Origin of the sequence: Flavobacterium branchiicola (assembly GCF_018383905.1) — a bacterium.
GTDB classification, from domain to species: Bacteria; Bacteroidota; Bacteroidia; order Flavobacteriales; family Flavobacteriaceae; genus Flavobacterium; species Flavobacterium branchiicola.
Window position 1 is genome coordinate 253,000 of record NZ_JAGYWA010000006.1, and the last position, 22,817, is coordinate 275,816.

The following is a 22,817-nucleotide window of genomic DNA, read 5'->3' on the forward strand; positions in this document are numbered from 1 at the left end:
TTCTATAAGTACTTAACTGGATTTGTATTTTCTTCCGATAAAATGATGGCAAAATTAAGAATTTTTTTTCGAAGAAAATCAACAATATAGTTTTTTGTATAGCGTTCGCTCTCAAAATGACCAATATCTGCCAAAAGTAACTTGTTTTCGGCTTCATAAAATTGATGATATTTTAAATCAGCAGTCAAAAAAGCATCTGCTCCGCCCTGAATGGCATTTTTTATGGCAAAACTTCCCGAGCCCCCTAAAACGGCAACTTTCTTGATTTTTTTACCAGAAAAAGCAGAATGACGAATTCCATCTGCAATCATTTTATCTTTTACAAGATAAAGAAAGTCTTTTTCCTCCATTTCGGTTTCCAGTTCACCAATCATCCCAAGTCCAATATTTTGATGAGAGTTTTGCAAATCATAGATTTCATAAGCCACTTCTTCATAAATATGATTTGCAAAAAGGGCTTTTAAAATTTTAGACTGTAAATGTTTTTCAAAAATAACTTCAATTTTGATTTCAGTTCCGGTATGAAGTTTTCCTTTTTCTCCAATGACTGGATTGCTGTCTTCATTGCCTTTAAAGGTAAAAAAACCTTCAGTATTAAAACTGCAGTTGTCATAATTGCCAATCGTTCCGGCACCAGCTTCAAACAAGGCATTTCGAACTTTTTCTGAATTTTCTGCAACAGTATAAGTCACTAATTTTTGAATGAAATTCTGCTTCGGAATCAAAACCTTGGTATTTGTTAAGCCCAACGCATCGCAGAAAATTTTATTAACACCTTGCGAATGATTATCAAGCGCAGTGTGAACAGCATAAATAGCAATATCATTTTTTATCGCTTTTAGAATCGCATGTTCTACATAATTTTTACCCGTAATTTTTTTAATTCCGGAGAATAAAATAGGATGAAAACAAACAACAAAATTGCAGTTTTTGCTCATTGCTTCCTCAATTACATTTTCTAATGCATCATGGCAAACCAGGACTCCGGTACTTTCGGTTTCAGGATTTCCGACTAAGAGTCCGACATTGTCAAAATCTTCGGCATAGGCCAGAGGTGCCATTTCTTCAAGGACAGCTATTATATTTTTGATTTTCATTTTTAATTTTGTTTCAAGTTTTTTTTTGTTTCAGGATTCAAGTTCTTTAACTTGTACCAAAACTTAAAACAAAATAACGAATAAACGTTTCAAGTTTGAAATATTTAAGTAATATATTTTATTACTATAGTGTATTTTGGTTAATTGTTTTTTTTTGATGTTAAGTACTTGTGACTTGTTGTTTTAAAGATAAAAATTACTGTATGTTAAGTGTGATAAATAAATTGGTCAAGTAATATAATATATTACTAATTGTCCGATTTTTGTATCTTTGTAATGATAAAATTATAAGTGATGACTACAATAAAAATTGACGAACGTACAAAGACTGGAAAAGCATTTATGGCGATGTTTGAAGCTTTTTTTAAAGGCGTTGAAGGTGTTGAAGTTGTTGAGTCAACTTCTAAAAAACTAAAAGCAGAAGAAAGTCCATATAATCCTGAATTTGTTGCTGAAATTTTAAAACGTTCAGAAAATTTGGATAAAAAAAAGCTTACTAGATTAAATCCTGATGATGTATGGGGAAGTATATTGTAGATTTTGACCCCAAAGCTTTAAAAGAAATTAAAGAACATTATAAATCAGGAAATCAAGCCAGCATAAAAAAGATAGCTAAAATTTTGATTGAGTTGTCTGAAACTCCTTTTGAAGGAACTGGCAATCCAGAAGCATTAAAATATGAACTTTCAGGATTCTGGTCTAGAGAAATAAATAAAAAAGACAGATTAATATATAAAGTAGAAGAAGATATCGTAACTGTATTTGTCATTGCTGCAAAAGGTCATTACTCAGATAAATAAATTCTATGAACTTACTTCGAAAATTACTTTTCCCATTTGCTGTTTTATACGGATTTATTACTTCAATCCGTAATTTTCTTTTTGATAAAGGAGTTTTAAAATCGACATCATTTGATGTTCCCGTGATCGCTGTTGGAAATCTTAGCGTTGGCGGAACAGGAAAAACTCCGCAAATAGAATACCTGATTCGTTTATTATCTAATGAATTTAAAATTGCGACTTTAAGTCGCGGTTATAAACGAAAATCACAAGGTTTTGTCTTAGCTGATGAAAATGCCAATGCAGAAATTTTAGGCGATGAACCATTTCAGTTTTATCAAAAATTCCCAAATATTCAGGTTGCCGTTGATGCTAATCGAACAAATGGAATTCAGCAATTGCTTTCACAAAAAGAAAAGCCGGAAATAATTTTACTGGACGATGCTTATCAACATCGAAAAGTAAAAGCAGGATTTTATATTTTACTTTCTTCTTTTGACGATTTGTACGCAGATGATTTTATGTTGCCAACAGGTAATTTGCGTGAAAGCCGAAATGGTGCAAACAGAGCAAGCATTGTAGTTGTAACAAAATGTCCAAAAGATTTAGCTGCTGAAAAACAGGAAAAAATAAGAAGAAAACTTAAGCTGAATAATACACAACAACTCTTTTTTACTTTTATAGATTATGATGATGTAGTGTATGGTAAAGACAAGAAAGTAGCGATACAGGAAATAAAAACAGAATCAAAATTGCTGTTGGCCGGAATTGCAAAACCAAAACCATTTTTTGATTATTTAAAAAATGAAACTGACGAATGTTTGACTTTTCCTGATCATCATCATTTCTCTGATGCAGACTTAGAAACTATTAAAAGTAAAGCAAACGACAGAAAAATAATTACAACCGAGAAAGATTACGTAAGACTTAAAGACTCTAATTTGGTTTCAGAATTATATTATTTGCCTATAAAAAGCACATTTATAAATCACCAGAAAAACTTTGATGAATCGATTTTAAAATATGTAAAAAAGAGCTTAAAACCTTAGAACCTTAGTATCTCAGAACCTTAGTGTCTTAGGTCAATCAAAAAACTTAGCAATAGTACTGTAAAATTCGTCAGGGACAAAAGGTTTTGTGATTACATCATTCATTCCGAAAGATAAAAGCATTTCTCTATTTTCGTCTAGTGAAATTGCCGTTAAGGCAATAATTGGAGTAGTTTTGTCAAACTCTCTAATAAGTTTAGTGGCAGTTGTTCCGTTGATTCCAGGTAAATGAACATCCATTAAAACCATATCAAAACGTTTTACTTTTAGTAACTCTACAGCTTCTTCACCGTTATCAACTATTTCGCAGTCGATTGCTTTGTTTTCGAGCATTTTTCGCGTAATCATCTGATTGATCTTATTGTCCTCAATCAATAAAATTGATTTATGCTGTAATTGTTTATCGCTGTATAATTTTGCTGGTTCTTCAACAACTTCCAAATGTTCTTTATTAATATTGAAATTTAATTTGAATGTAAATGTAGAACCTTTACCAACCTCACTTTTTAGTTTTATTTCGCCTCCTAAAAGTTCGATTAGTTTTTTTACGATTGTGAGTCCTAAACCAGTTCCGCCATATTTTCTGTTTACTTCAATAGAACCTTGCGAAAAGCTTTCAAAAACTGTTTGTAGTTTATCTTCGGGAATTCCGATTCCGGTATCTACAATTTCAAAGTAAACTGTAGCATTATCTTCTTCCAGAGCATACAATTTTGCAATTACATTCACATGTCCGTTCTGTGTGAACTTTAAAGCATTGTTGATTAAATTAAGTATGATTTGAGATAATTTAGTTGGATCTCCAATTAAAAAATCAGGAATCGCTTCGTCTATTTCAAGATTAAAATAATTTTTGTTAGCCGTTGCTAATTCCTTTAAGGAACTTTGAATGTTTGTTAAAAGCTCTTTTAAGTTAAAGCTGATATTTTCAATTTCACTTTTGCTTGAATCAATTTTGTTGATTTCAAGGATTTCATTGATAAATGTGGTGAGGTAATTTCCTGAAAACTTAAGAGATTCTAAATATTTTAATTGATTTTTTTTAGGATTATCTTCAAGAAGTAAATGCGTAATTCCGTTTATGGCATTAAGTGGCGTACGGAGTTCGTGACTTACGGTCGATAAGAATTCAGAACGTGCTTTTGAAGCTTTTTCGGCTTTGTTTTTAGCGAGAATAAGTTCTTTGTTCTTTTCTCTTAAAAGTAAATTATTCTGATTTCGAATAATATTATTTTTATATAATGCCAGACTAAGAAGTGATAAAATGGAAATAAGGGCAATAGCCAAAATACTTACCAGTTTTGAATAACGATAGGTTTTTAACTGGATTTTCTGATCACTTTCGCGTTTAAGCGTATTGTTTATTGATTGTGTTTTTTTAAATTTTTCAAACTCGTTCATGTCGAGTTTGGCATTTTTTAACTTAAGAATATAATTCTCCAGCTGATAATGCTCATCAAGATAAGAATAGGCAAGATCAAAGTTTCTATTCTTTTTATAATACTGACTTATGGCCAGAATGATTTTTGATTTTTGATTTAGATTATTGTTTTTCTCACTGTAATCTAAAGCATTGTCAAAATGAATTAAAGCCGAATCGTTTCTTTTAAGTTTAGTTTCGATTAAACCAAGTTCGTAATAGGAATCGGTTTTGGTTTTAATGTTTTTTGGATTGTCTGGTTTCTTTAGTATTTTTTGAAAAGTTTTAGCAGCAAGCGGTAAATTTTTTCCCGCTTTTAAAGCCATAGCTTTCTGATAATCCAAAACCTCTGCATGGTCAACAATCTTAAGCTTATTTAGTAAGTTGTCGGCTTTTTTGTAATAGATGTTGCCAATTTCAAAATTGCCCTGAGCTGTATTTGCGGCACCAATGTAATGGAGTGCTAAAATTTTTGTGCAGGTGGGTTTTACTTTGTCAAATAAGGAAACACTTTTGTGAAAGTTTTTTAATGCTTCATCATACTTTTGCTGATTAAAATAAATTTTACCGAGCTTAAAAGTCTGATTGGCTAAATTTTCACTTTTGTTATTGGTCTGGCAAAAATCAATGGATTTTTTGGTGTAAAATACCGCCTGATTGTATTTTTGTTTGGTAAGGTTAGAGTTTGCCAGTTTATTATAATAGGAAACACTATCTGTATTCTTTTTAGTTTGAGAATACAAAAATGAATTAAATAAACAAACAAGAATAAGAAGGTGGTATTTCATGTATGGCAATGCTTTTACAATGAATTTATGTTTTCCTTATTAGTAAAATTAAATCTATTAATCTTGATGAATAACCTATTTCGTTGTCGTACCAACCTACGACTTTAACCATTTTGTCTATAACTGAGGTTAGTTGTGCGTCGAACAAACACGAATGTGTATTGCCAATAATATCAACAGAAACGATTGGATCTTCTGTGTAATCAAGTATTCCTTTTAAATTTGTAATTGAAGCTTCTTTAAACGCTTTGTTGATTTCTTCTATGCTTACAGCGCGTTTAACATTAAAGGTTATATCTGTCAATGAACCATCGGGAACAGGTACGCGTATACCACAACCTCCGATTTTTTGATGCAATTTAGGAAAAATTTTTGTTAATGCCTTAGCTGCACCAGTTGTTGTTGGAACAATTGACTGACTTGCACCTCTGGCACGGCGTAAATCCTTATGTGGCTGGTCATGAAGACTTTGGTCTGTTGTAAAAGAATGTATTGTTGTAATGTATGCTTGCTCGATTCCGCATAGTTCATCGATGATTTTTATCATCGGAGCAGCATTGTTTGTTGTACAACTTGCATTCGAAACGATATCTTCACTTCCGTCTAAAATATTTTCATTCACTCCTAAAACTATTGTTTTAATAGTGTCAACTTCTGAAGGAGCCGAAAGAATTACCTTTTTTGCCCCGGCTTCCAGATGAGCATTTAGCTCTTCATGTGTTTTGTATTTTCCGGTTGATTCAATTACAAAATCAATGTTGTGCTTTTTCCAGTCTAAGTTACAAATACTTTTTTCATGAAAAAACAAAAAGCTCTTATTATTCACTATAATACTTTCTTCATTATGACTTACCTCAAAAGGTAAAACACCGTGAATACTGTCGTATTTAACTAAATGTGCCATTGTTTTGTTATCGGCAATATCGTTGATGGCAACAACTTCAATTTCTGGATGGTTTAAAAGCAAACGGAATAAATTTCTTCCAATTCTTCCAAAACCATTTATAGCAATTCTTGTTTTCAATTATCTGGTTTATTCGTTTAATCGTTGAAATCGTCTAATTGTTTTAAACCGTTAAGCGTATATGCGATTAAACGATTTCAACAATTAAGCAATTAACCTTAATTTATAAAATATGTTTTTGTGCTTTGTACGAAGAACGAACCAAAGGGCCACTCTCAACATGGCGGAAGCCTAATTCTATACCGAATTGTTCGTATTTGGCAAATTGCTCCGGAGTAATAAATTCTTTTACAGGAAGATGTTTTTTACTTGGCTGTAAGTATTGACCAATAGTAACAACATCAACATTTGCATTACGTAAGTCTGTCATAGTCTGGAAAACCTCTTCTTCAGTTTCACCAAGTCCAAGCATAATTCCGGATTTAGTTCTGTTGATTCCTTTTTCTTTCAAATAACGAAGAACCTCTAAACTACGATCATATTTTGCCTGAATACGAACTTCACGCGTTAAACGACGTACGGTTTCAACGTTATGAGAAACTACTTCAGGATTTGCCTCAACAATTCTATCAAGGTTTCTTTCCATTCCTTGAAAATCAGGTATTAAAGTTTCCAGAGTTGTATTTGGGTTCATTCTGCGGATTGCTTTTACAGTTTCGATCCAGATAATAGATCCTCCATCTTTCAAATCATCTCTGTCAACACTAGTAATTACAGCGTGTTTAATATTCATGATTTTAATTGAGCGAGCAACTTTTTCAGGTTCGTCCCAGTCTACAGTTTCCGGACGACCAGTTTTTACGCCGCAAAAACCACAAGAGCGGGTGCAAACATTTCCTAAAATCATAAATGTTGCAGTCCCTTCTCCCCAACATTCCCCCATATTTGGGCAACTTCCTGAGGTGCAAATGGTGTTTAAGCTGTATTTATCGACTAAACCACGTAGTTCAGTATATTTTTGTCCAATTGGAAGTTTTACTTTTAACCATTTAGGTTTTCCAGTTGGTATATTTTCAATGACTGTTTCCATATATCAAAATTCAAAACACAAAGATAAGGAATGTAGTTTATTTGAGGTTCATTTATATTGTATTTAGATTTTGCACCATTTTTTATTGATAACTTCTGTTTTAAAGATTGTTTTGTAGAAATGTTAAAAAGCTGATTTTTAGAAATGGAAGAAGTCTAAACGATTTATTTTTAGTTGTTTTTGGGGTTTGCTTTTATAATTATGGTATTGTATTGGCTCTGAATCGTTTAAAATTTATATCTTTATTTGTTATAAAATGAACTCTTTTGAAAGGAATTCATTTATTTAATGTAGTACATTTGTTGTTAAATTGTAATTAATATAAACATGAGAAAGAAATTTATAGTTTTAGGAGTTTTGTTCGCAACATTAGGATTTACTAAAATGAATGCGCAGATTAATTTAGGTGATAAAGCGATGGGAGCGGTTCAAAAAGGAATTACAGGTTTTACGCTTAGTAATGCCGATGCTGCTGCTTTATCAAAGCAGGCTGTAGTAAAATTAGATTCTGCAAATGTAATTGCCGGACCTAATGATGGCTATACTTTAAGACTGAACAGAGTTTTTGGAAAATATACTGCTGGTGAAGGTTATACTTTAAATTATAAAGTTTATGTGGTAAAAGAGGTGAATGCATTTGCTACCGCTGACGGAAGTGTAAGGGTTTATTCAGGTTTGATGGATATTATGGATGATAACGAATTATTGGCAGTTATTGGACATGAGATTGGTCACGTTGCAAACAATGACTCGAGAGATGCAATGCGTGCTGCATATCAAAAAGAAGCTTTGATTGATGGTGTTTCTTCTCAATCTGCAAAAGTTACTGCTGTAACCGATAGTCAGTTAGGGAAAATAGGAAGCGCTATGATTGATAGTAAACACAGCCGTAAACAAGAATCTGAGGCTGATTTGTTTTCTTATAACTTCTTAAAGAAAAACGGTTATGATGTAAATGCTGAAGAATCTGCTTTCAGAATTTTGGCAAAAATGAGTGAAGGATCAGAAGCGTCATTTATTGATCAAATGATGAGTTCGCATCCTGATTCTAAGAAAAGAGCGGATGATGCCAAAAAGAGAGCTGAAAAAGACGGATTGTACAAACCTTATGTACAGCAAAAAATTGTAAATACAGCTCCGGTAACCAAAACAACAACGAAAAAAGCGACTACCACTAAGAAAACAACAACGAAGAAAAAATAAAACTTAAAGAATAAAAAAAAACGGCAAATTCTAAATTTGCCGTTTTTTTTTATTCTGATAATTAACCTAAAACGTGATGTGCTAAAACTTTTTGGACATCGTATACGTTTACAGATTTAGTAAATTGTTTTACAATGCTTGGATTTGTTTCGCTCGAAACCCAGATTTTTAATTCGGCATCCAAATCAAAAGTACCGGCAGTTTCAACACTAAAACGTGTAATACTCTTGTAAGCAATAGATTTGTATTCTGTTTTACTGCCTGTTATACCTTGTACATCAACAAGAATTAATCTTTTATTGGTAAAAATAAAAGTGTCACGGATTAGTTTAAAACCCATTTCAACCTGTTCGTTGTCTGTTAAAAGCTGACCGTATTTTTTAAGTAAATCTTCCTGACTAACAGTACCTGCATTGCCCATAAGAGCAGAGAATATTCCCATTTTTTTTGTTTTAAAATTTAGTGTAAAATGTTTTGTCTTTTTAGGTATAGCAAAAGTAAGTGATTTTGTTAATTTTTCTATTTGACTTTTTGTTTAATTATTAAAGGGCTTAAAATTAATGCAATCATAAAGGCAGAGATCATAGAAACAATAATATTTCCAATTGCCTTTATGTCAAAAGAAGGAGAAAATCTTATTGTTGTAACTAAAGCAGTTGTAATAAAAACGACAGTCCAGTATTTTTTGCTGATGGTAGAAGTACTAATTGTGCTTTTGGGTAGTTTTAATATTGCGACAATAATTAATATTCCGCCTAAAAAAGTGCTCAAATGTTGCGCTGCTTTCCAAAAAGGAATTTCATTACCGTAAAGGCTAATTGTGTTTTTTAATGCTGAAATTTGACATACAAAATAGCCGTGATTATGAGTGAAAGCATCCCAGAAAAGATGTGAAATAATACCTAATAAAGTTGAAAGTAGTACTATAAACCAATTTTTTTTGAAATAGAAATTCCAATCAAATTCCGTGAAAATTTTTATTCTCGATTGAAGAATCTCAGGTAAATTGGAAAATAAGCCATTACGGATAATATTATGAAAGATAAATGCCAGTAAAATTGCAAGAGGTAAATCAAACCAAAAAACACCTAAAAGAGTATGGCTGTAAATGCTTTTAACTTTCATTCGTATGAAATATTCAAAATCGGGAGTTAAAGAGCCAATTATGAGACCTGTCAATGAAAACCATTTTTTAGGAAAATAGTGGAGAGGTAAAATTATTGCAGGATGAGAGAAAGTAAAAGGCACTAAATTAAAAAGTAAAGTTTAAGTTTTTGTGTAAAGTTAAAAATTAGATTAATAAATGAAGATTGAGCCTTAATTTTTCTTAGTTTTTCTGGTTTAATTAATGCAAAAAAAAGCAGAATCTTAGATTCTGCTTTTTTGATTATTGTTATTCCGGTTGTGTTTGTATTGTTATCGGAAGATTGTAAGCTGTTCTTACTGGTTTTCCGTTTAGTATTCCCGGGCTCCATTTTGTTTTTAATGATTTTAAAACTCTAATAGCTTCTTTACCCATTCCATAACCAGGATCATTTTTTACAATGATATCTGTAATAGAACCATCTTTTTCGATTACAAAGTATACATATACTTTTAAGATTCTCTCCACATCTAACTCAGGTCTTGTGAAATTGTTTCCTACATAGCTATAAAACTTGCTCATTCCGCCTGGAAACTCTGGCATTTTGTCTAATGCAGCCGGAATTACAGGTTCATTAGTGTTTAGAGTAGGAGCAACTTCTCCACCGCCACCAGTAGTTGGTATTGGATTAACAACAGTTCCATTTCCTGTTGCATTTTCAACTACAGGAGTATTTTCTTTGTTGGTTGAAATTTCCTGAACTGCTTCGTCAGTATGACTTACTACCGGATTTGATAATTGACTTGATGTTGTAACAACCGCTGGAGCGCTTTCTTGTACTGGAAGTACTGGTTCTGCTTTTTGAGGTTCAACATATGGTGTTAAATCAACAGGAGTAATTACTTCAGGTATTACGTCTGGAACATTTTCTACAGGATCTACAGTCCTAAGTTTATTAATCAGCATCGACACGCTTCCTAAGGCTGCCAACAGTAACAACCCCATAAACAGTGCGGTAATTGTTGTTTTAGAATTCTCCTGGCGTAATTGATACGCACCGTATTCTTTGTTTTTGTTTTCGAAAACAAGGTCAGTCCACTTGCTTTCATAGATGCTTGATTTAGACATGATTTTTGGGTTTTAAGGTTAAGTAACTTTAAATCATACGCGATAAGGATTGGTTTTTTAGCAAACAACGTAGGAGTTGTTGTTTTAGTGTGTTAGATAATTGGTTTTTTAAGAAAAAATATGATAATATTTTAATCTATTCTTAAAGATAATAAATTATCTATTACGTTCAATGATTTCTGCTAATAATTTTTTAGCGCGAAGTAACTTTACCTTTACATTGCTTAAAGGTTCATTGATTTTTGTAGCAATTTCATGATAAGACATCTCCTGAAAGTAACGCAGTTGAATGACTTCCTGATAATGTGGTTTTAATTCTTTAATGCACAAAAGCAAGCGGGATAGGTTTTGCTCTTTAATTAGTGCATCTTCTGCGGATGGAGTAGGATCGGCAATATTATATGCCTGTTGGTCTTCACTATCAGTGATTTCAATAAAAAGACTGGTTTTCTTTTTTCGAAGCAAATCGATATAAACATTTTTTGCTATGCTGATTAACCAGGTGTTGAATTTAAATTCAGAATTGTAAGTGGCAATTTTGTCGAAAGCTTTAGAAAAAGTCTCAATGGTAATATCTTCGGCAGTTGTTTCGTTTTCAGTGCGTTTGAGCATGAAGCCGTAAACCTCATTCCAGTAAAAATCTAATAAAAAAGTAAAGGCGATCTGATCGCCTTTTTTTGCTTTTTCTATTTTAGAATTTATTTCCAATGTACCGGTTTTGAAAAAATATTAGTTATAAAGATATTAATTTGCGTGAATATAAGCACTATCTCTACAACAGGAAACCAGATTTTAAGATCATTTTCTTTTAATTTTCCAGCCGAAAAACCAATTACGATCCATACGACAGTGTATCTTGTTGCAAGTATTGCTAACACGGCAATCCATTCAAATTGGAATGCCAGCAAAAGTATAACTAATAAAAAGAAGAATAATTGTGAGGTATAAAAAATACCCAATTGCATTTTGTCAAAAAACTTATAATGCTCTGCAGTCGAAACATGTCTTCTTTTTTGAGCAAACCATTCTTTATAAGATTCTTTAGGCCTTGAGTAAGTAAAACCTTCCGGAGCATAAGAAATCGCAGTGTTTTCTTTAGTGGCTGCCTGATTGATAAACAAATCGTCATCACCGGAACGAACCTGAATGTGATCGATAAAACCATTAACATTAAAGAATTCTTCTTTTTTATAAGCTAAATTTCGGCCAACGCCCATGTATGGAGCGCCAATTTTTGCCCATGAAAAATATTGTACAGCTGTTAAAAGAGTTTCAAAACGAATAAGTTTATTCAATAAAGAACGCTCAATTTTTTCATATCCTCCATAACCCAGAACAATAGTCTTTTCTGAGCTAAATTGCGATGTCATTGTAGTAATCCATTCCTTTGAGGTCGGATAACAATCGGCATCTGTAAAAAGTAAATATTCTTTTTTTGAAGCCTTAATTCCTAAAGTTAAAGCGTATTTTTTATTACCCCAAAAAGCCTCATTGTTCTGTACTTTTACCAAACGAATGTTAGGATATTGTTTTTCAAATTCTTCAAAAGCTTCTAAAGTTTCATCGCTTGAAGCGTCATCAATCAAAACAATTTCAAAATCAGGGTAATTTTGTTCTGCTAATAATGGAATAAATTTCTTGACATTTTCCTCTTCATTTTTTGCGCATACAATAACAGAAACAGGCATGTTTTTTGGGTTCACATCCTGAGGTTTTGCAAAAGCAAACTTTCCAAAAATACCTAAGTAGAAGAAAAGTTGAATAAAGACAATAGCAATAAAAAAGTAAAATATTAATATAAGCATCTGGATTTTAAGTGTCGTTTAATTTCTTGAATTTTGCGAGAACAAATGTAACTATAGAATTTCTTATTTTCAATGTTTAAAACCGATTTACTTTCTGCATTTCGACATTTCTTTCGCAATGGCAATAGACTGAGGGTTTTCGGTTTTTTCTAATTCTGAAATAATGTTTTTATAATTATGATCGTCGCGGTTTTGTGAGAGTTTTTTGGTGGCCTGAATCTCTTCAATTTCAATTTCAAAACCAAATATACCTCTTGCTTCACGCATTGTTTTGGTTGATAAATCTTCTACACGAACAGGATTCTCAGACGTGGCTTCATATTTATCGACCAGTTTTTTTAATTGTTCTACAGTAGTTTCATGATCAACAATTTTAATTCTGCCATAAACATGTACGGCTATATAATTCCATGTAGGTACATTTTCGTGATCGTACCATGACGAAGAAATATAGGAATGCGGTCCTGTAAAAACAGCCAAAACCTGATCATTTTCTCTAAAACCTTCAGCTTGCGGATTCAGTTTAGAAATATGTCCCTGAAGAATTTCTTTTCCATTAGCATTTTTTTCTAATTCTATCGGAATATGTGTAGCACATAATTTTCCGTTAGTCTGATTAATCAGGATTCCAAAACTGTTTTCTTTTAGAAAAGTTTTGATTTTTTCCTGATTTTCGTTTTTGTATAAATCTGGTGTGTACATTTTTTCTTTTTTAGGTTCAAAGGCTCAAAGAAACAAAGGTTCAAAGTTTTTAAAACTTTAGTTAGATCACATTCACTTCCGCTTCAATATGAATTCCGAAAGTTTCAAAAACTGTTTTTTGAACTTCTCTGGAAACAGCAAGAATTTCTTGTCCCGTTGCATTGCCGTAATTTACTAAAACCAAAGCTTGATTTTTATGCACTCCGGCGTCACCAAAACGTTTTCCTTTAAAACCAGCTTGTTCAATAAGCCATCCCGCAGGAACCTTTACTTCGGTTTCTGAAACTTCATAATATTTCATTTCAGGAAATTTTTGATGAATTTTTTCAAAATCAGATTTCAGTAATATTGGGTTTTTAAAAAAACTTCCACTGTTTCCTAATTCTTTTGGATCTGGTAATTTACTTTGTCTAATTGCAATTACAGCGTTGCTAACATCTTTTAATGTAGGTTCTGTGATGTTGTTTTTTGCTAATTCAGCCAAAATATCTCCGTAAGAGGTATTGATTTTATGATTGCGTTTGGTCAGTTTAAAAATAACCGAAGTGATAATAAACTGATCTTTTGCTTCATGTTTAAAAATGCTTTCGCGGTAGCCAAAATTACATTCTGTATTTGTGAACGTTTTCATTTCCTGAGTTGCAATGTTCATTGCCTCACAAGAAACAAAAGTGTCTTTAATCTCTGTTCCGTAAGCGCCAATGTTCTGAACCGGAGTTGTACCAACATTTCCCGGAATCAAAGACATGTTTTCTAAACCACCAAAATTCTGATCAATTGTCCAAAGCACGAAATCATGCCAGGTTTCTCCCGCCTGACTTTCAACCCAGACAAAATCTTCATCTTCTTTAATCGCTTTTTTGCCTTTTAAGTCAATGTGAATAACCAAAGCGTCGATATCTTTGGTTAAAAGCATATTACTTCCGCCGCCTAAAATGAATTTTTGCTCATTTTTGTTTGCTGACAAAATCGTTTTTAATTCTGTAATTGAGTGAACTGCAACGAATTGTTTTGCACTGGCTTCAATGCCAAAAGTATTGTGTTTTTTTAAAGAAAAATTGGATTGGATTTCCATAAATAAAAGGCTTTTTATATCCCCGAAATCTCGGGAAAATTCTGGGATCAAAAGTAAGAATTATAATTTAGTTGGATCGAATTTCTGTAAAATAACCCGTCGGGTATAATTGTTTTTTAACACATAGAAACATAGATCATCTTACCTATCACTAAAAAGATTTTAAAAAGAAACTAGTTTCTAACACATAGCTATGTTTGTTAATGCAAGTGAAACGCCTTTTTAGAGACAAAAAAGCTATGTTTCTATGTGTTAAAAGAGTGTTTTTTAATTGCACCCAACGGGTTAAAATAATAAGCAATCAAACAGTCAAAAAAAGAATCTCAAAGATATTAAGCAGATTTTGATTCCGATTTTTATTTTATGGCCGCTATAAATTGCTGCATGTCTTTCATTGTGCCTATTGTAATTCTGGTCCATTTTCCATTTTCTTCATAAATTTTGGTTCCTTGTATATTGTGATTTTCCAATTGCTTGAAATACTCTTTTTTATAATTATCCAAAGAGAAATAAACGAAATTGGAGTAAGAAGGAATGCACTTTAAATTTAGTTTGGTGAGTTGATCAATAGTATATTTTTTTACTTCTTCGGTTAAAGAATGTACTTTTTGTACAAAGGCTTCATCTTGTAGCGATGCCATTGCAGCTGCCGCAGATACAACACTAACCGATAAATTTGGAGATGATTTTAAAATAGAAAGTTCCTCAATTGTTGATGCGTGTGCCACGGCATAACCTACACGTGCCCCCGCTAAACCGTACATTTTAGAAAAAGTTTTGGTGATAATTAAATTTTTGTTTACGGTAACCAGATTGCTTAAAGATTGTTCTTTTGTAAAATCGATATAAGCTTCATCAACAAAAACAATTGTTTTTTTGGTTGCTTCATTTATAAAAGAGACTAGTTTTTCTCTTTCGCAAATGGTGCCGGTCGGGTTATTGGGATTACAAATGTAGACCATTTTTGTGTCTGCATCGATTGCCTCTAACATGGCTGTTAGATTATGTTTTTTGTCTGTCGTTAATGGAACGGTTATTTTTTTAAACCCTAATTTATCAGCAGGAAATGTCCAGTAATCAAAAGTGGTTTCTGCGGTTATGAAATTACCTTTTTTTAAGGCGGTATATTGAAGAACCAAGTCTAAAATCTCTGTTGAGCCGGCTCCTAATAAAATATTAGCATCCGAAACATTATTTTTTTTAGCAACAGCAGAAATGAGTTGTGGTAAAAGATCCCAACCATAACGATTGCTCAAATTTATACTTTTTGACATCGCAGTTATAGCGAGTGGGGAAGGGGCATAAGGATTTTCATTTGACCTTAATAATATAGGTGACTTGTCTATATCAGGTAAAATATATTCGGTTGTCTCTGAATTTGCAAAAGTTTCAAAAGGAATAATTCCTAATCCTAATGTGCCTAAACCTACTTGTTTTAACCAATTTCTTCTGTTATTCATATTCCTTTAAGATTAAATTAAATAATTCTTTAAATAGTAAGTCGTAAGGATTGGAAAAAAGTTACGTTTTGGTTTTCTATTTACAATTATAAACAGACATTAAATATTAAACTTTATATTTGATAGGTTTAAATTGAATTCTAAAGATTTAATAATTCTAAAATTGTAGATTATGCTTCTTAAAAAACACAATGAGCTACGTTTGAAAAAGTATATCGTAATTCTTTTTTTGATTCTTGTTCCATCAATATTGTTTTCACAAAGTGTTATTGAAGGAAAATGGTCAACGAAGAATATAATTGGATATTCAGATGTTGGCGACTATTCTTTGGTAAAAGAGAAAGAATCTAATTATGGTCGTCATGTAACATTCAATTCAAATAGTACTTTTTTATGTGGAGAATCACTGCAATGTCTTAATGATTGTTTTGTTTCTACATCAGGAACATATACGTTAATCGATAGTGATCATGTGCGTATAATTGTGAACGATGTTGGTTTTTCGGGTCTAATGTGCGGGATGAAAAAAGTAAATAAAGAAGAATTTATTAAAGATTTGGGAATCTTTTACATTTATAAAGAAGGAGAAGAGGCGGTTCGATTGATTTCAAGCAATGGAATTTTGCAGGATGATAAAGATAAAATGCTTTACAATCAGTTGACTTATGATTTTTACAAAGCGTGGAAAAAGTATGATTACGTATGGCAAAATACAAATGGCAGCAATCTACAAGAAATTATAAACGATTGTGTTGATTCTAAAAAGCACATTGATTTATCTAATTGCAAAGTTGCTTTTTCTACGAAAAGAGATTCAGGCGATTTTATAATTTTGCAGGATAATAAAGAATTTTATTATGTAGTTTATGATTCTTATCGTAAAAAAGTGTCTTTAGCTTATCCGAAGAATAAAGGCTAAGACTATTTTATTGTTGGTGAATTTAATAGTTCATGATACTTGTCTGAGATAACCTTCATATTAATATCATAATTCGCATTTTCCTCAACAAATTTTCTATTTCTAATAATTGCTTCATTTCGGGAGTCGGCGTTTTCAAAAGACCAGATTAATTCTTCAGCCAGCATTTCGATATTGTCAATTTCAATTAACTGACCGTTTTCGCGATGGTTAATCCAGCTTTGATTTCCTGGAAGATCAGAAACTACAGGATAACAATTACAAGCCATAGCTTCAAATAAAGAAGCCGAAACACCTTCGGTAATTGGCATGCTGATGTAAACATTTGATTGTTGAAGTAATCGCGGAAGTTCTGTATTAGGAATTCTTCCCGTAAAAATTACTTTATTTTCAATTTGAAGTTCTGCGGCTAAAGCTTTTAAATAAGGTAGTCTTGTTCCGTCTCCGACAATTGTTAGAGAAAAATCAATTCCTTTTTGATTCAAAATTCCGAAAGCTTTTAAAATAGAATCATGTCGGTATTCAGGCTGAAGCGAACGGGTTACAATAGCTTCAATTTTATCTGAATTATTTGTTGAAGGCGTAAAGATAGAAAGATCAATTCCTTTTGGGAGCACGAGAACTTTATTCATATCAACCCCAATTGCTTTCATCGAAATAGTCATTACAGGACCCCAGGCATGAATTAAATGTGCTTTTTTGAAAGCATGTTTCTGAATAAATTTTTTGAAAGGATATAAAGCGGAATCTTCCGGCCATAAATCGGTTCTGCCTTGTTGTGCAATGGCAATGGTTTTAGATCCGGATATTGCAGCAAGAAAGCCATAACTTGTGGTTCTTTCGGCAATAACCATATCCGGTTTTTCTTTTTTGATTATTTTTCGAATAGAAAGCGGAGCAAAAAAATATTCTAAAATACGTTTGAATCTTGAATTATTTGAGGTCTGAAGTTCCCACGTAATAATTTCAAAATCGCCAAATTCTTTCAAACCTTTCATCCAGGTTATCGCATCGGCACGGTAAGATTCTCCAAGAAAAAGTATTTTTCTGCTCATTTAATTATATATTTTTCCGCCACGAATTCACGAATTATTTAAAATCAATTCGTGAATTCGTGGCGATTATCTTTTTCTAAAATTCTTCAGTATCTAAAGCGCGATTGATGAATTCGTTTAATGGTTTTAGCGCAATTAATTTTTGACTCATTTTTGAGACAAAATCTTTCTGAGTAACTTCAGAAATATCATATTTTTGAGTTGCCGTAAAACTCTTCAATTTTAAGAATTCAATTGCAGGATGGTCTTTTTCGTAACCACGCGGCATGCTTTTAAGGGAGTTGTTTTCATTGATATCTAAACTTCCGAATTCTTTTTTGAAATTTTTATTGTTTAAAATTTCTTCCAGATCTTCATAAAAAAAAGCAATTTCTTTACGAACTTTCTTTAAGTCTTCCGATTCCGGAGAATAAAAACCACCGGCAATAAAACTCGCTCCTTTTTCGATGTGGACATAATATCCCGCACGATTCAAACCTTTAATTCCGCTTGACATCCAAACGCCCAAATGTGCTTTATATGGTGATTTGTCTTTAGAAAAACGAATGTCACGATTAATTCTGAAGGTGCAGTTTTTAACTTCCAATAATTCTAATGAAGGATCAAGAGGTCGCATTACATCCAGAAAATCGCTTACCAGTTGATGGTAATCTTTTTTGAAGATTTCGTATCGTTTCTTGTTGTCCTGAAACCACTCGCGATTGTTGTTCTTTTTTAAATCGTCTAAAAATTGCAATGATTCTTTCGTAATCATAATTCCTTAATTTATTGCAGTTGTTTTTTTAAATTCTCTTCACTCACAAAACCAACCGTTTTCCATTCTGTGGTTTTGTTTTTATATAATATTAAAGTAGGAAGCTGATCCACTTTTAGTTCTGTTGCCAGAGCTTTGTTTTTATCAACATCAATTCTGATTATAGTTACTTTGTCTGCCATTTCCTTTTGTAGTTTTAAAAGAAACGGTTCCATTTGTTTACAAGGTCCGCACCATTCCGCATAAAAATCAATGAGTACTTTTTTGTCTGTTTTTAATAAATCATTAAACTCATTTATTGTCATTCCGGTATCTGTTGTCGGTGCGCCAGAAACTTCTCCCGTCCAGTTCATAATTCCTCCGTCTAATTCGTAAACAGTTGTAAAACCTAATTCTTTTAGCTTTGTGGCCGCTTTTTTACTTCTTCCGCCACTTAAACAATATACAAAAACAGGTTTAGATTTGTCATAAGCTTCGGCTTTAGAATCGAAATCTTCGCCATTCCAGTTTAAATTTACTGCATTTTTAAGGTGTTCAGATTCAAATTCATCAGCAGTTCTAACGTCTAAAATTTGTGGGTTTTGAGTCGTTTTTATTTTTTCTGCAAATTCTTTTGGAGCAATAGACTCAAATGGTTTTGTTGTTTGATTATTACAGGCAACTAAAAAAGTGAAAAGGAGTAAAGGTACAATCGTAGAGAATTTCATGAAGCTAAATTTAAAATAGTACGGCTAAAATAATGATTTTTCGATTTATATAGTTGATTCGCCACGAATTACACGAATTGGCGCGAATTAAATGGTTTTAGAGATTGAAATTCATTCTTACGGCCTCTAAAAAAGGAAGAAAATTAGTGAAAATTAGCGGAATTAGTGGCAAATAAAAACTTTACAGATTGAATATTTTATAACTCTGATGTGTCGATTTTACAATCGCTTCCGTACGTTCCGGATGTGTGTCTGAAATAAAAAGCTGTCCAAAAGTTTCACTGTTTACCATTTCTACAATTTTGGCAACACGGGTTTCGTCCAGTTTGTCAAAAATATCATCAAATAATAAAATAGGTTTTACGCCACTTTGTTTTTTTAAGAATTCAAATTGAGCCAGTTTTAAAGCAATCAAAAATGATTTTTGCTGTCCTTGCGAACCAAATTTTTTAATAGGATGCGAATCAATTTCAAAAGAAAGATCATCTTTATGAATTCCGGAACTTGTATAATGCAAAGCTCTGTCCTTATTAATACTTTCCTGAAGAAGCGTTAAAAGGTCTTTTTCAAATAAATGACTTTCGTAAACCAATTGTACCTTTTCTTCAGATCCCGTTATGGCGTGATGATGTGTGTTGAAAATTGGGATAAATTGTTCCAGAAAATCTTTTCGTTTTTCAAAGATCGATTTACCATATTCATTCAATTGCTCATTATATATAGATAAGGTATCATTATCAAAAGTATGATTAAGCGCAAAATACTTCAAAAGGGCATTTCGTTGTACAATTACTTTTTGATATTGAATAAGCTGATGCAGATAGGTTGAGTCTAATTGCGAAATAACACTATCCATAAACTTTCGGCGTGTTTCGCTTCCTTCAACAATTAAATCACGATCGGCAGGTGAAATAATTACAAGCGGAATAAAGCCGATATGATCTGAGAATTTATCGTATGCTTTACCGTTTCTCTTTAAAACTTTCTTTTGTCCCTTTTTTAAACTGCAAACAATTTGCTCTGTTCGTTCGTTTTTTTCTAATTCGGCATCAATTACAAAAAACTCTTCACCGTGTTTGATATTCTGAACGGCAAGGGGATTGAAATAACTTTTTCCGTACGCCAAATGATAAATAGCATCAAGTACATTGGTTTTTCCGATACCATTTTTACCAACAAAACAATTGATTTTGATGTCGAAATCAAAATTAGCCTCGGCGAAATTTTTATAATTGAATAAAGAAATTTTGTTTAAATGCATTTTTAAGGAACTCTAAAGGAAAATTACTGCTTTGAAACAGTAAAAGTAAGGATGTAAAATTATCTAATTTTATCGATATAAAGGGATTTTAAGCACTTTCAAGTTGAATTATTTTAACGCTGATGTGAAAGGAGTTAGGTTTCCTGAAAATATTTTTTTTAAAATAGTGATAAAATTGATTTTTTTTACCTCAGTTTCAATAAAAATTTTATTTTTGCCGTTCACTAAATTAATTTTAAATGGCTACTTACAATAAAAGAGGATATAAAGCACCGAAAGAGAAGGAAGTAAAAGAAGTTTCAGAAGAACAACAGGTAATTATTGACGAAAAAGACAGCAGAACTGCTGAGGTTTTTTCGAAATTAGATGAAACTGCTTCAAGAACTGAGGATTGGGTTGCTAAAAATCAAAAAATCATTATTGGTTTAGTTGCTGGTATTGCAGTTGCTACTATTGGTTATTTGGCTTACCAAAAATTTATTGAAACTCCTAAACAAGACGAAGCTGCAAATGAAATGTTTGTTGCTCAGCAAAACTTTCAAAAAGCGGTTGATGGTGTAGCAAGTGATTCATTGTATAAATTGGCTTTAAATGGTTCTGAAGGTAAATTCGGATTTATTAAAATTGCTGACGAGTACTCTGGAACAGATGCTGGAAATTTAGCAAATTACTATGCTGGTATGGCATATTTGAATACAGGTAAATTTGATGATGCAATTAAATACTTAGGAAACTTCAAATCTGAAGATATGATTTTAAGTGCTTTATCAAAAGGTGCAATTGGAGATGCTTATTCTCAAAAAAACCAACAAAAAGAAGCTTTAGAGTATTATGTAAAAGCAGCTGAGTCTAACAAAAATGACTTTACAACACCTCGCTTCTTATTGAAAGCTGGTAAAACTGCTCTTGCATTAGGTCAAAAAGAAGATGCTTTAAAGTATTTAACAGATATTAAAGATAATTTCGATGGAACTCCGGAAGCTGCTTCTGTTGATGCTTTGATCGGATTAGCACAATAAAAATTTTAGACTTTAGATTTAAGATTGTAGATTTGTATTTAAGAATCTAAATTCTAAAATCAAAAATTATACAGATGGCTACTGAAAATAAAAATTTATCAGAATACGATAAAAACACAATCCCAAATGCGAAAGACTTTCGATTTGGGATTGTTGTTTCTGAGTGGAACGAAACGATAACAGAAGGACTTTATAATGGAGCTTTTGAGGCTTTGGTTGATTGTAATGTTCCTGCACAACAAATTATTCGCTGGAATGTTCCGGGAAGTTTTGAGTTGATCTATGGCGCAAAAAAAATGTTGCAAACCCAGAATGTTGATGCGGTTATTGTAATTGGCTGCGTTATTCAGGGAGAAACAAAACATTTTGATTTTGTTTGCGAAGGTGTAACACAAGGAATTAAAGATCTGAATGTTCAAACGGATATTCCGGTTATCTTTTGTGTCTTAACAGATAATAACATGCAACAGTCAATTGACAGAAGTGGAGGTATTCACGGAAACAAAGGTACTGAAGCGGCAATTGCAGCAATTAAAATGGCCTATATTCGTCAACAAGCTTCAATGTCACATCCGTTTAATCAACCATTATTATCTTCTGGTGCGCTTCAGATTGAAGATACACCTCGAAAAATAGAAAACGAATAAAACATAGTTGTTTTAAAATATTAAAACCTATACTGCTAGATGGTATAGGTTTTTTTTATGCTTTTTTTGTGATTTTGCTAAGAATGAGATGATTAAGATTTGTATTACATTTGAAAGGATACAAAACCAAATTCTTATGAAAAAACATTTACTGTTTATTTTTTTTATTTCATGTTTTAGTGCGCTTAATGCTCAGTCTAAGATTAATGAAGGGCTTAAAGCAGAATTAGATTCAATTATGAAATCGGATCAAATTCTTAGGGAATATGTCAATTTTGATACTTCAGAAAGTCGAAAAAAAGAAATAGTAAAAGAACTCGGTCGTGAAAATGATCCGAATTTTAGAAAGGGTATTTGGCTCGAAATGCAGAAACAAGATTCTCTTAATTTAATTAAGATTGAAGAAATAATTAAACTTCATGGTTATCCCGGAAAAACTCTGGTTGGTGAGCCAACAAATATTTCTGCTTGGTATGTTATTCAGCATAGTTCTAAAATTGGTAATTATTTGCCTATGATTGAGAAAGAAGCTAAAAAAGGAGAAATCCCTTTTACAAATTTCGCAACAATGCAGGATCGCTATCTGACACAGCAGGGAAAAGAGCAACTTTATGGAACGCAAGGACAGGGGAAACAGATAACAAATAAGCAAACTGGAAAAAAAGAGTTTTTCTCGTATGTTTCTCCAATTCAAAATCCTGAAAAAGTGAATGAGCGAAGAAAAAAAGCAGGTTTTAAAACTACGGTTGAAGAAAATGCGAAAGATATGGGGATGGAATATAAAGTTTATACGCTGAAAGAGATTGAAAAAATGAACTAATTCTTTCGATTTTCCGCGCCTTTAATGGCAATCTTTCTGTTTTTTAAGTGG

Annotated in this window: 24 protein-coding genes; 8 read left to right on the forward strand and 16 right to left on the reverse strand. The window is 32.2% G+C overall.

All coding sequences use genetic code 11. The features are described from left to right. Positions 1-2 precede the first annotated feature (2 nt). Entirely contained in the window at positions 3-1,097 is a 1,095-nt protein-coding gene (locus KHA98_RS16375; protein ID WP_213258976.1) for a Nif3-like dinuclear metal center hexameric protein, read from the reverse strand. 294 nt (positions 1,098-1,391) lie between these two features. On the opposite strand from KHA98_RS16375, the gene KHA98_RS16380 reads away from it, so the two are divergent. The 3 genes from KHA98_RS16380 to lpxK are packed head-to-tail and all read left to right on the forward strand — an operon-like array spanning position 1,392 to position 2,925. After that, complete coding sequence (locus tag KHA98_RS16380; protein WP_213258977.1) at positions 1,392-1,634, forward strand: DUF2683 family protein; 243 nt, start codon at positions 1,392-1,394, stop codon at positions 1,632-1,634. Continuing rightward, entirely contained in the window at positions 1,616-1,897 is a 282-nt protein-coding gene (locus KHA98_RS16385) for a Txe/YoeB family addiction module toxin (RefSeq protein WP_213258978.1), read from the forward strand. Before KHA98_RS16380 ends, KHA98_RS16385 begins: the two co-directional genes overlap by 19 nt. A 5-nt stretch (positions 1,898-1,902) precedes the next feature. Beyond that, positions 1,903-2,925 carry a tetraacyldisaccharide 4'-kinase gene (lpxK, locus tag KHA98_RS16390; protein ID WP_213258979.1) on the forward strand — a complete coding sequence of 341 codons (1,023 nt, stop codon included), beginning with the start codon at positions 1,903-1,905 and terminating at the stop codon, positions 2,923-2,925. Between the two features lie 33 nt (positions 2,926-2,958). On the opposite strand, the gene KHA98_RS16395 is transcribed toward lpxK, so the two are convergent. The 3 genes from KHA98_RS16395 to lipA all read right to left on the reverse strand — a co-directional run bounded on the left by KHA98_RS16395 (position 2,959) and on the right by lipA (position 7,127). After that, positions 2,959-5,133, reverse strand: a complete 2,175-nt coding sequence (locus KHA98_RS16395; protein ID WP_213258980.1) for a tetratricopeptide repeat-containing hybrid sensor histidine kinase/response regulator — start codon at positions 5,131-5,133, stop codon at positions 2,959-2,961. Positions 5,134-5,158: 25 nt separating this feature from the next. Continuing rightward, positions 5,159-6,157: a type I glyceraldehyde-3-phosphate dehydrogenase gene (gene gap / locus KHA98_RS16400; RefSeq protein WP_213258981.1), complete on the reverse strand. Its 999-nt coding sequence runs from the start codon at positions 6,155-6,157 to the stop codon at positions 5,159-5,161. A gap of 103 nt (positions 6,158-6,260) precedes the next feature. After that, the gene (gene lipA / locus KHA98_RS16405; protein WP_213258982.1) at positions 6,261-7,127 is read right to left on the reverse strand and encodes a lipoyl synthase; all 867 of its coding nucleotides are present in this window, start codon (positions 7,125-7,127) and stop codon (positions 6,261-6,263) included. 327 nt (positions 7,128-7,454) lie between these two features. Here lipA and KHA98_RS16410 point away from each other — a divergent pair, with 327 nt between their 5' ends. Beyond that, positions 7,455-8,330, forward strand: coding sequence for a M48 family metalloprotease (locus tag KHA98_RS16410; RefSeq protein ID WP_213258983.1), 876 nt, complete (start codon positions 7,455-7,457; stop codon positions 8,328-8,330). Positions 8,331-8,391: 61 nt separating this feature from the next. Here KHA98_RS16410 and KHA98_RS16415 read toward each other — a convergent pair whose 3' ends face one another. The 8 genes from KHA98_RS16415 to KHA98_RS16450 form a co-directional block, all read right to left on the reverse strand. Further along, positions 8,392-8,772: a PH domain-containing protein gene (locus tag KHA98_RS16415; RefSeq protein WP_213258984.1), complete on the reverse strand. Its 381-nt coding sequence runs from the start codon at positions 8,770-8,772 to the stop codon at positions 8,392-8,394. A 77-nt stretch (positions 8,773-8,849) separates the two neighbouring features. Continuing rightward, positions 8,850-9,578, reverse strand: coding sequence for a DUF4184 family protein (locus KHA98_RS16420; protein WP_213258985.1), 729 nt, complete (start codon positions 9,576-9,578; stop codon positions 8,850-8,852). A 145-nt stretch (positions 9,579-9,723) separates the two neighbouring features. Then, positions 9,724-10,542: an energy transducer TonB gene (locus KHA98_RS16425; RefSeq protein ID WP_213258986.1), complete on the reverse strand. Its 819-nt coding sequence runs from the start codon at positions 10,540-10,542 to the stop codon at positions 9,724-9,726. Between the two features lie 156 nt (positions 10,543-10,698). Continuing rightward, on the reverse strand, positions 10,699-11,250 hold the full coding sequence (locus tag KHA98_RS16430) for an RNA polymerase sigma factor (RefSeq protein ID WP_213258987.1): 552 nt from the start codon (positions 11,248-11,250) through the stop codon (positions 10,699-10,701). Further along, positions 11,241-12,347 carry a glycosyltransferase gene (locus tag KHA98_RS16435; RefSeq protein ID WP_213258988.1) on the reverse strand — a complete coding sequence of 369 codons (1,107 nt, stop codon included), beginning with the start codon at positions 12,345-12,347 and terminating at the stop codon, positions 11,241-11,243. Before KHA98_RS16435 ends, KHA98_RS16430 begins: the two co-directional genes overlap by 10 nt. 87 nt (positions 12,348-12,434) lie before the next feature. Further along, complete coding sequence (locus KHA98_RS16440) at positions 12,435-13,049, reverse strand: FMN-binding negative transcriptional regulator (protein ID WP_213258989.1); 615 nt, start codon at positions 13,047-13,049, stop codon at positions 12,435-12,437. 61 nt (positions 13,050-13,110) lie between these two features. Beyond that, entirely contained in the window at positions 13,111-14,124 is a 1,014-nt protein-coding gene (gene murB / locus KHA98_RS16445; RefSeq protein WP_213258990.1) for a UDP-N-acetylmuramate dehydrogenase, read from the reverse strand. Positions 14,125-14,480: 356 nt separating this feature from the next. After that, positions 14,481-15,584, reverse strand: coding sequence for a pyridoxal phosphate-dependent aminotransferase (locus KHA98_RS16450; protein WP_213258991.1), 1,104 nt, complete (start codon positions 15,582-15,584; stop codon positions 14,481-14,483). 172 nt (positions 15,585-15,756) lie between these two features. Between KHA98_RS16450 and KHA98_RS16455 the strand changes: the two genes are divergently transcribed. Beyond that, entirely contained in the window at positions 15,757-16,503 is a 747-nt protein-coding gene (locus tag KHA98_RS16455; RefSeq protein WP_213258992.1) for a hypothetical protein, read from the forward strand. A gap of 2 nt (positions 16,504-16,505) precedes the next feature. On the opposite strand, the gene KHA98_RS16460 is transcribed toward KHA98_RS16455, so the two are convergent. The 4 genes from KHA98_RS16460 to recF form a co-directional block, all read right to left on the reverse strand. Beyond that, positions 16,506-17,558 (reverse strand): glycosyltransferase, encoded by a 1,053-nt coding sequence (locus tag KHA98_RS16460; protein WP_213258993.1) that lies wholly within the window; start codon positions 17,556-17,558, stop codon positions 16,506-16,508. A 76-nt stretch (positions 17,559-17,634) separates the two neighbouring features. Next, entirely contained in the window at positions 17,635-18,312 is a 678-nt protein-coding gene (locus tag KHA98_RS16465) for a DUF2461 domain-containing protein (protein ID WP_213258994.1), read from the reverse strand. 11 nt (positions 18,313-18,323) lie between these two features. Beyond that, positions 18,324-19,019 carry a thioredoxin gene (gene trxA / locus KHA98_RS16470; protein ID WP_213258995.1) on the reverse strand — a complete coding sequence of 232 codons (696 nt, stop codon included), beginning with the start codon at positions 19,017-19,019 and terminating at the stop codon, positions 18,324-18,326. Between the two features lie 181 nt (positions 19,020-19,200). Then, positions 19,201-20,280: a DNA replication/repair protein RecF gene (recF, locus tag KHA98_RS16475; protein WP_213258996.1), complete on the reverse strand. Its 1,080-nt coding sequence runs from the start codon at positions 20,278-20,280 to the stop codon at positions 19,201-19,203. Between the two features lie 239 nt (positions 20,281-20,519). Between recF and KHA98_RS16480 the strand changes: the two genes are divergently transcribed. From KHA98_RS16480 to KHA98_RS16490, 3 genes are all read left to right on the forward strand, one after another. Continuing rightward, the gene (locus KHA98_RS16480; RefSeq protein WP_213258997.1) at positions 20,520-21,299 is read left to right on the forward strand and encodes a tetratricopeptide repeat protein; all 780 of its coding nucleotides are present in this window, start codon (positions 20,520-20,522) and stop codon (positions 21,297-21,299) included. Positions 21,300-21,373: 74 nt separating this feature from the next. Further along, a complete protein-coding gene (ribH, locus tag KHA98_RS16485) occupies positions 21,374-21,946 on the forward strand; it encodes a 6,7-dimethyl-8-ribityllumazine synthase (RefSeq protein WP_213258998.1) in 573 nt (190 codons plus the stop codon). A 136-nt stretch (positions 21,947-22,082) separates the two neighbouring features. Then, on the forward strand, positions 22,083-22,766 hold the full coding sequence (locus KHA98_RS16490) for a DUF6624 domain-containing protein (protein WP_213258999.1): 684 nt from the start codon (positions 22,083-22,085) through the stop codon (positions 22,764-22,766). Positions 22,767-22,817: the final 51 nt, after the last annotated feature.

Coding starts and splice junctions, on each gene's coding strand:
- KHA98_RS16375 (WP_213258976.1), bottom strand. CDS start 1,097: ATGAAAATCAAAAATATAATAGCTGTCCTTGAAGAAATGGCACCTCTG.
- KHA98_RS16380 (WP_213258977.1), top strand. CDS start 1,392: ATGACTACAATAAAAATTGACGAACGTACAAAGACTGGAAAAGCATTT.
- KHA98_RS16395 (WP_213258980.1), bottom strand. CDS start 5,133: ATGAAATACCACCTTCTTATTCTTGTTTGTTTATTTAATTCATTTTTG.
- KHA98_RS16410 (WP_213258983.1), top strand. CDS start 7,455: ATGAGAAAGAAATTTATAGTTTTAGGAGTTTTGTTCGCAACATTAGGA.
- KHA98_RS16440 (WP_213258989.1), bottom strand. CDS start 13,049: ATGTACACACCAGATTTATACAAAAACGAAAATCAGGAAAAAATCAAA.
- murB (WP_213258990.1), bottom strand. CDS start 14,124: ATGGAAATCCAATCCAATTTTTCTTTAAAAAAACACAATACTTTTGGC.
- KHA98_RS16460 (WP_213258993.1), bottom strand. CDS start 17,558: ATGAGCAGAAAAATACTTTTTCTTGGAGAATCTTACCGTGCCGATGCG.
- KHA98_RS16415 (WP_213258984.1), bottom strand. CDS start 8,772: ATGGGAATATTCTCTGCTCTTATGGGCAATGCAGGTACTGTTAGTCAG.
- KHA98_RS16480 (WP_213258997.1), top strand. CDS start 20,520: ATGGCTACTTACAATAAAAGAGGATATAAAGCACCGAAAGAGAAGGAA.
- KHA98_RS16455 (WP_213258992.1), top strand. CDS start 15,757: ATGCTTCTTAAAAAACACAATGAGCTACGTTTGAAAAAGTATATCGTA.
- KHA98_RS16465 (WP_213258994.1), bottom strand. CDS start 18,312: ATGATTACGAAAGAATCATTGCAATTTTTAGACGATTTAAAAAAGAAC.
- KHA98_RS16450 (WP_213258991.1), bottom strand. CDS start 15,584: ATGAATAACAGAAGAAATTGGTTAAAACAAGTAGGTTTAGGCACATTA.
- lpxK (WP_213258979.1), top strand. CDS start 1,903: ATGAACTTACTTCGAAAATTACTTTTCCCATTTGCTGTTTTATACGGA.
- trxA (WP_213258995.1), bottom strand. CDS start 19,019: ATGAAATTCTCTACGATTGTACCTTTACTCCTTTTCACTTTTTTAGTT.
- KHA98_RS16435 (WP_213258988.1), bottom strand. CDS start 12,347: ATGCTTATATTAATATTTTACTTTTTTATTGCTATTGTCTTTATTCAA.
- KHA98_RS16425 (WP_213258986.1), bottom strand. CDS start 10,542: ATGTCTAAATCAAGCATCTATGAAAGCAAGTGGACTGACCTTGTTTTC.
- ribH (WP_213258998.1), top strand. CDS start 21,374: ATGGCTACTGAAAATAAAAATTTATCAGAATACGATAAAAACACAATC.
- KHA98_RS16490 (WP_213258999.1), top strand. CDS start 22,083: ATGAAAAAACATTTACTGTTTATTTTTTTTATTTCATGTTTTAGTGCG.
- recF (WP_213258996.1), bottom strand. CDS start 20,280: ATGCATTTAAACAAAATTTCTTTATTCAATTATAAAAATTTCGCCGAG.
- lipA (WP_213258982.1), bottom strand. CDS start 7,127: ATGGAAACAGTCATTGAAAATATACCAACTGGAAAACCTAAATGGTTA.
- KHA98_RS16385 (WP_213258978.1), top strand. CDS start 1,616: ATGGGGAAGTATATTGTAGATTTTGACCCCAAAGCTTTAAAAGAAATT.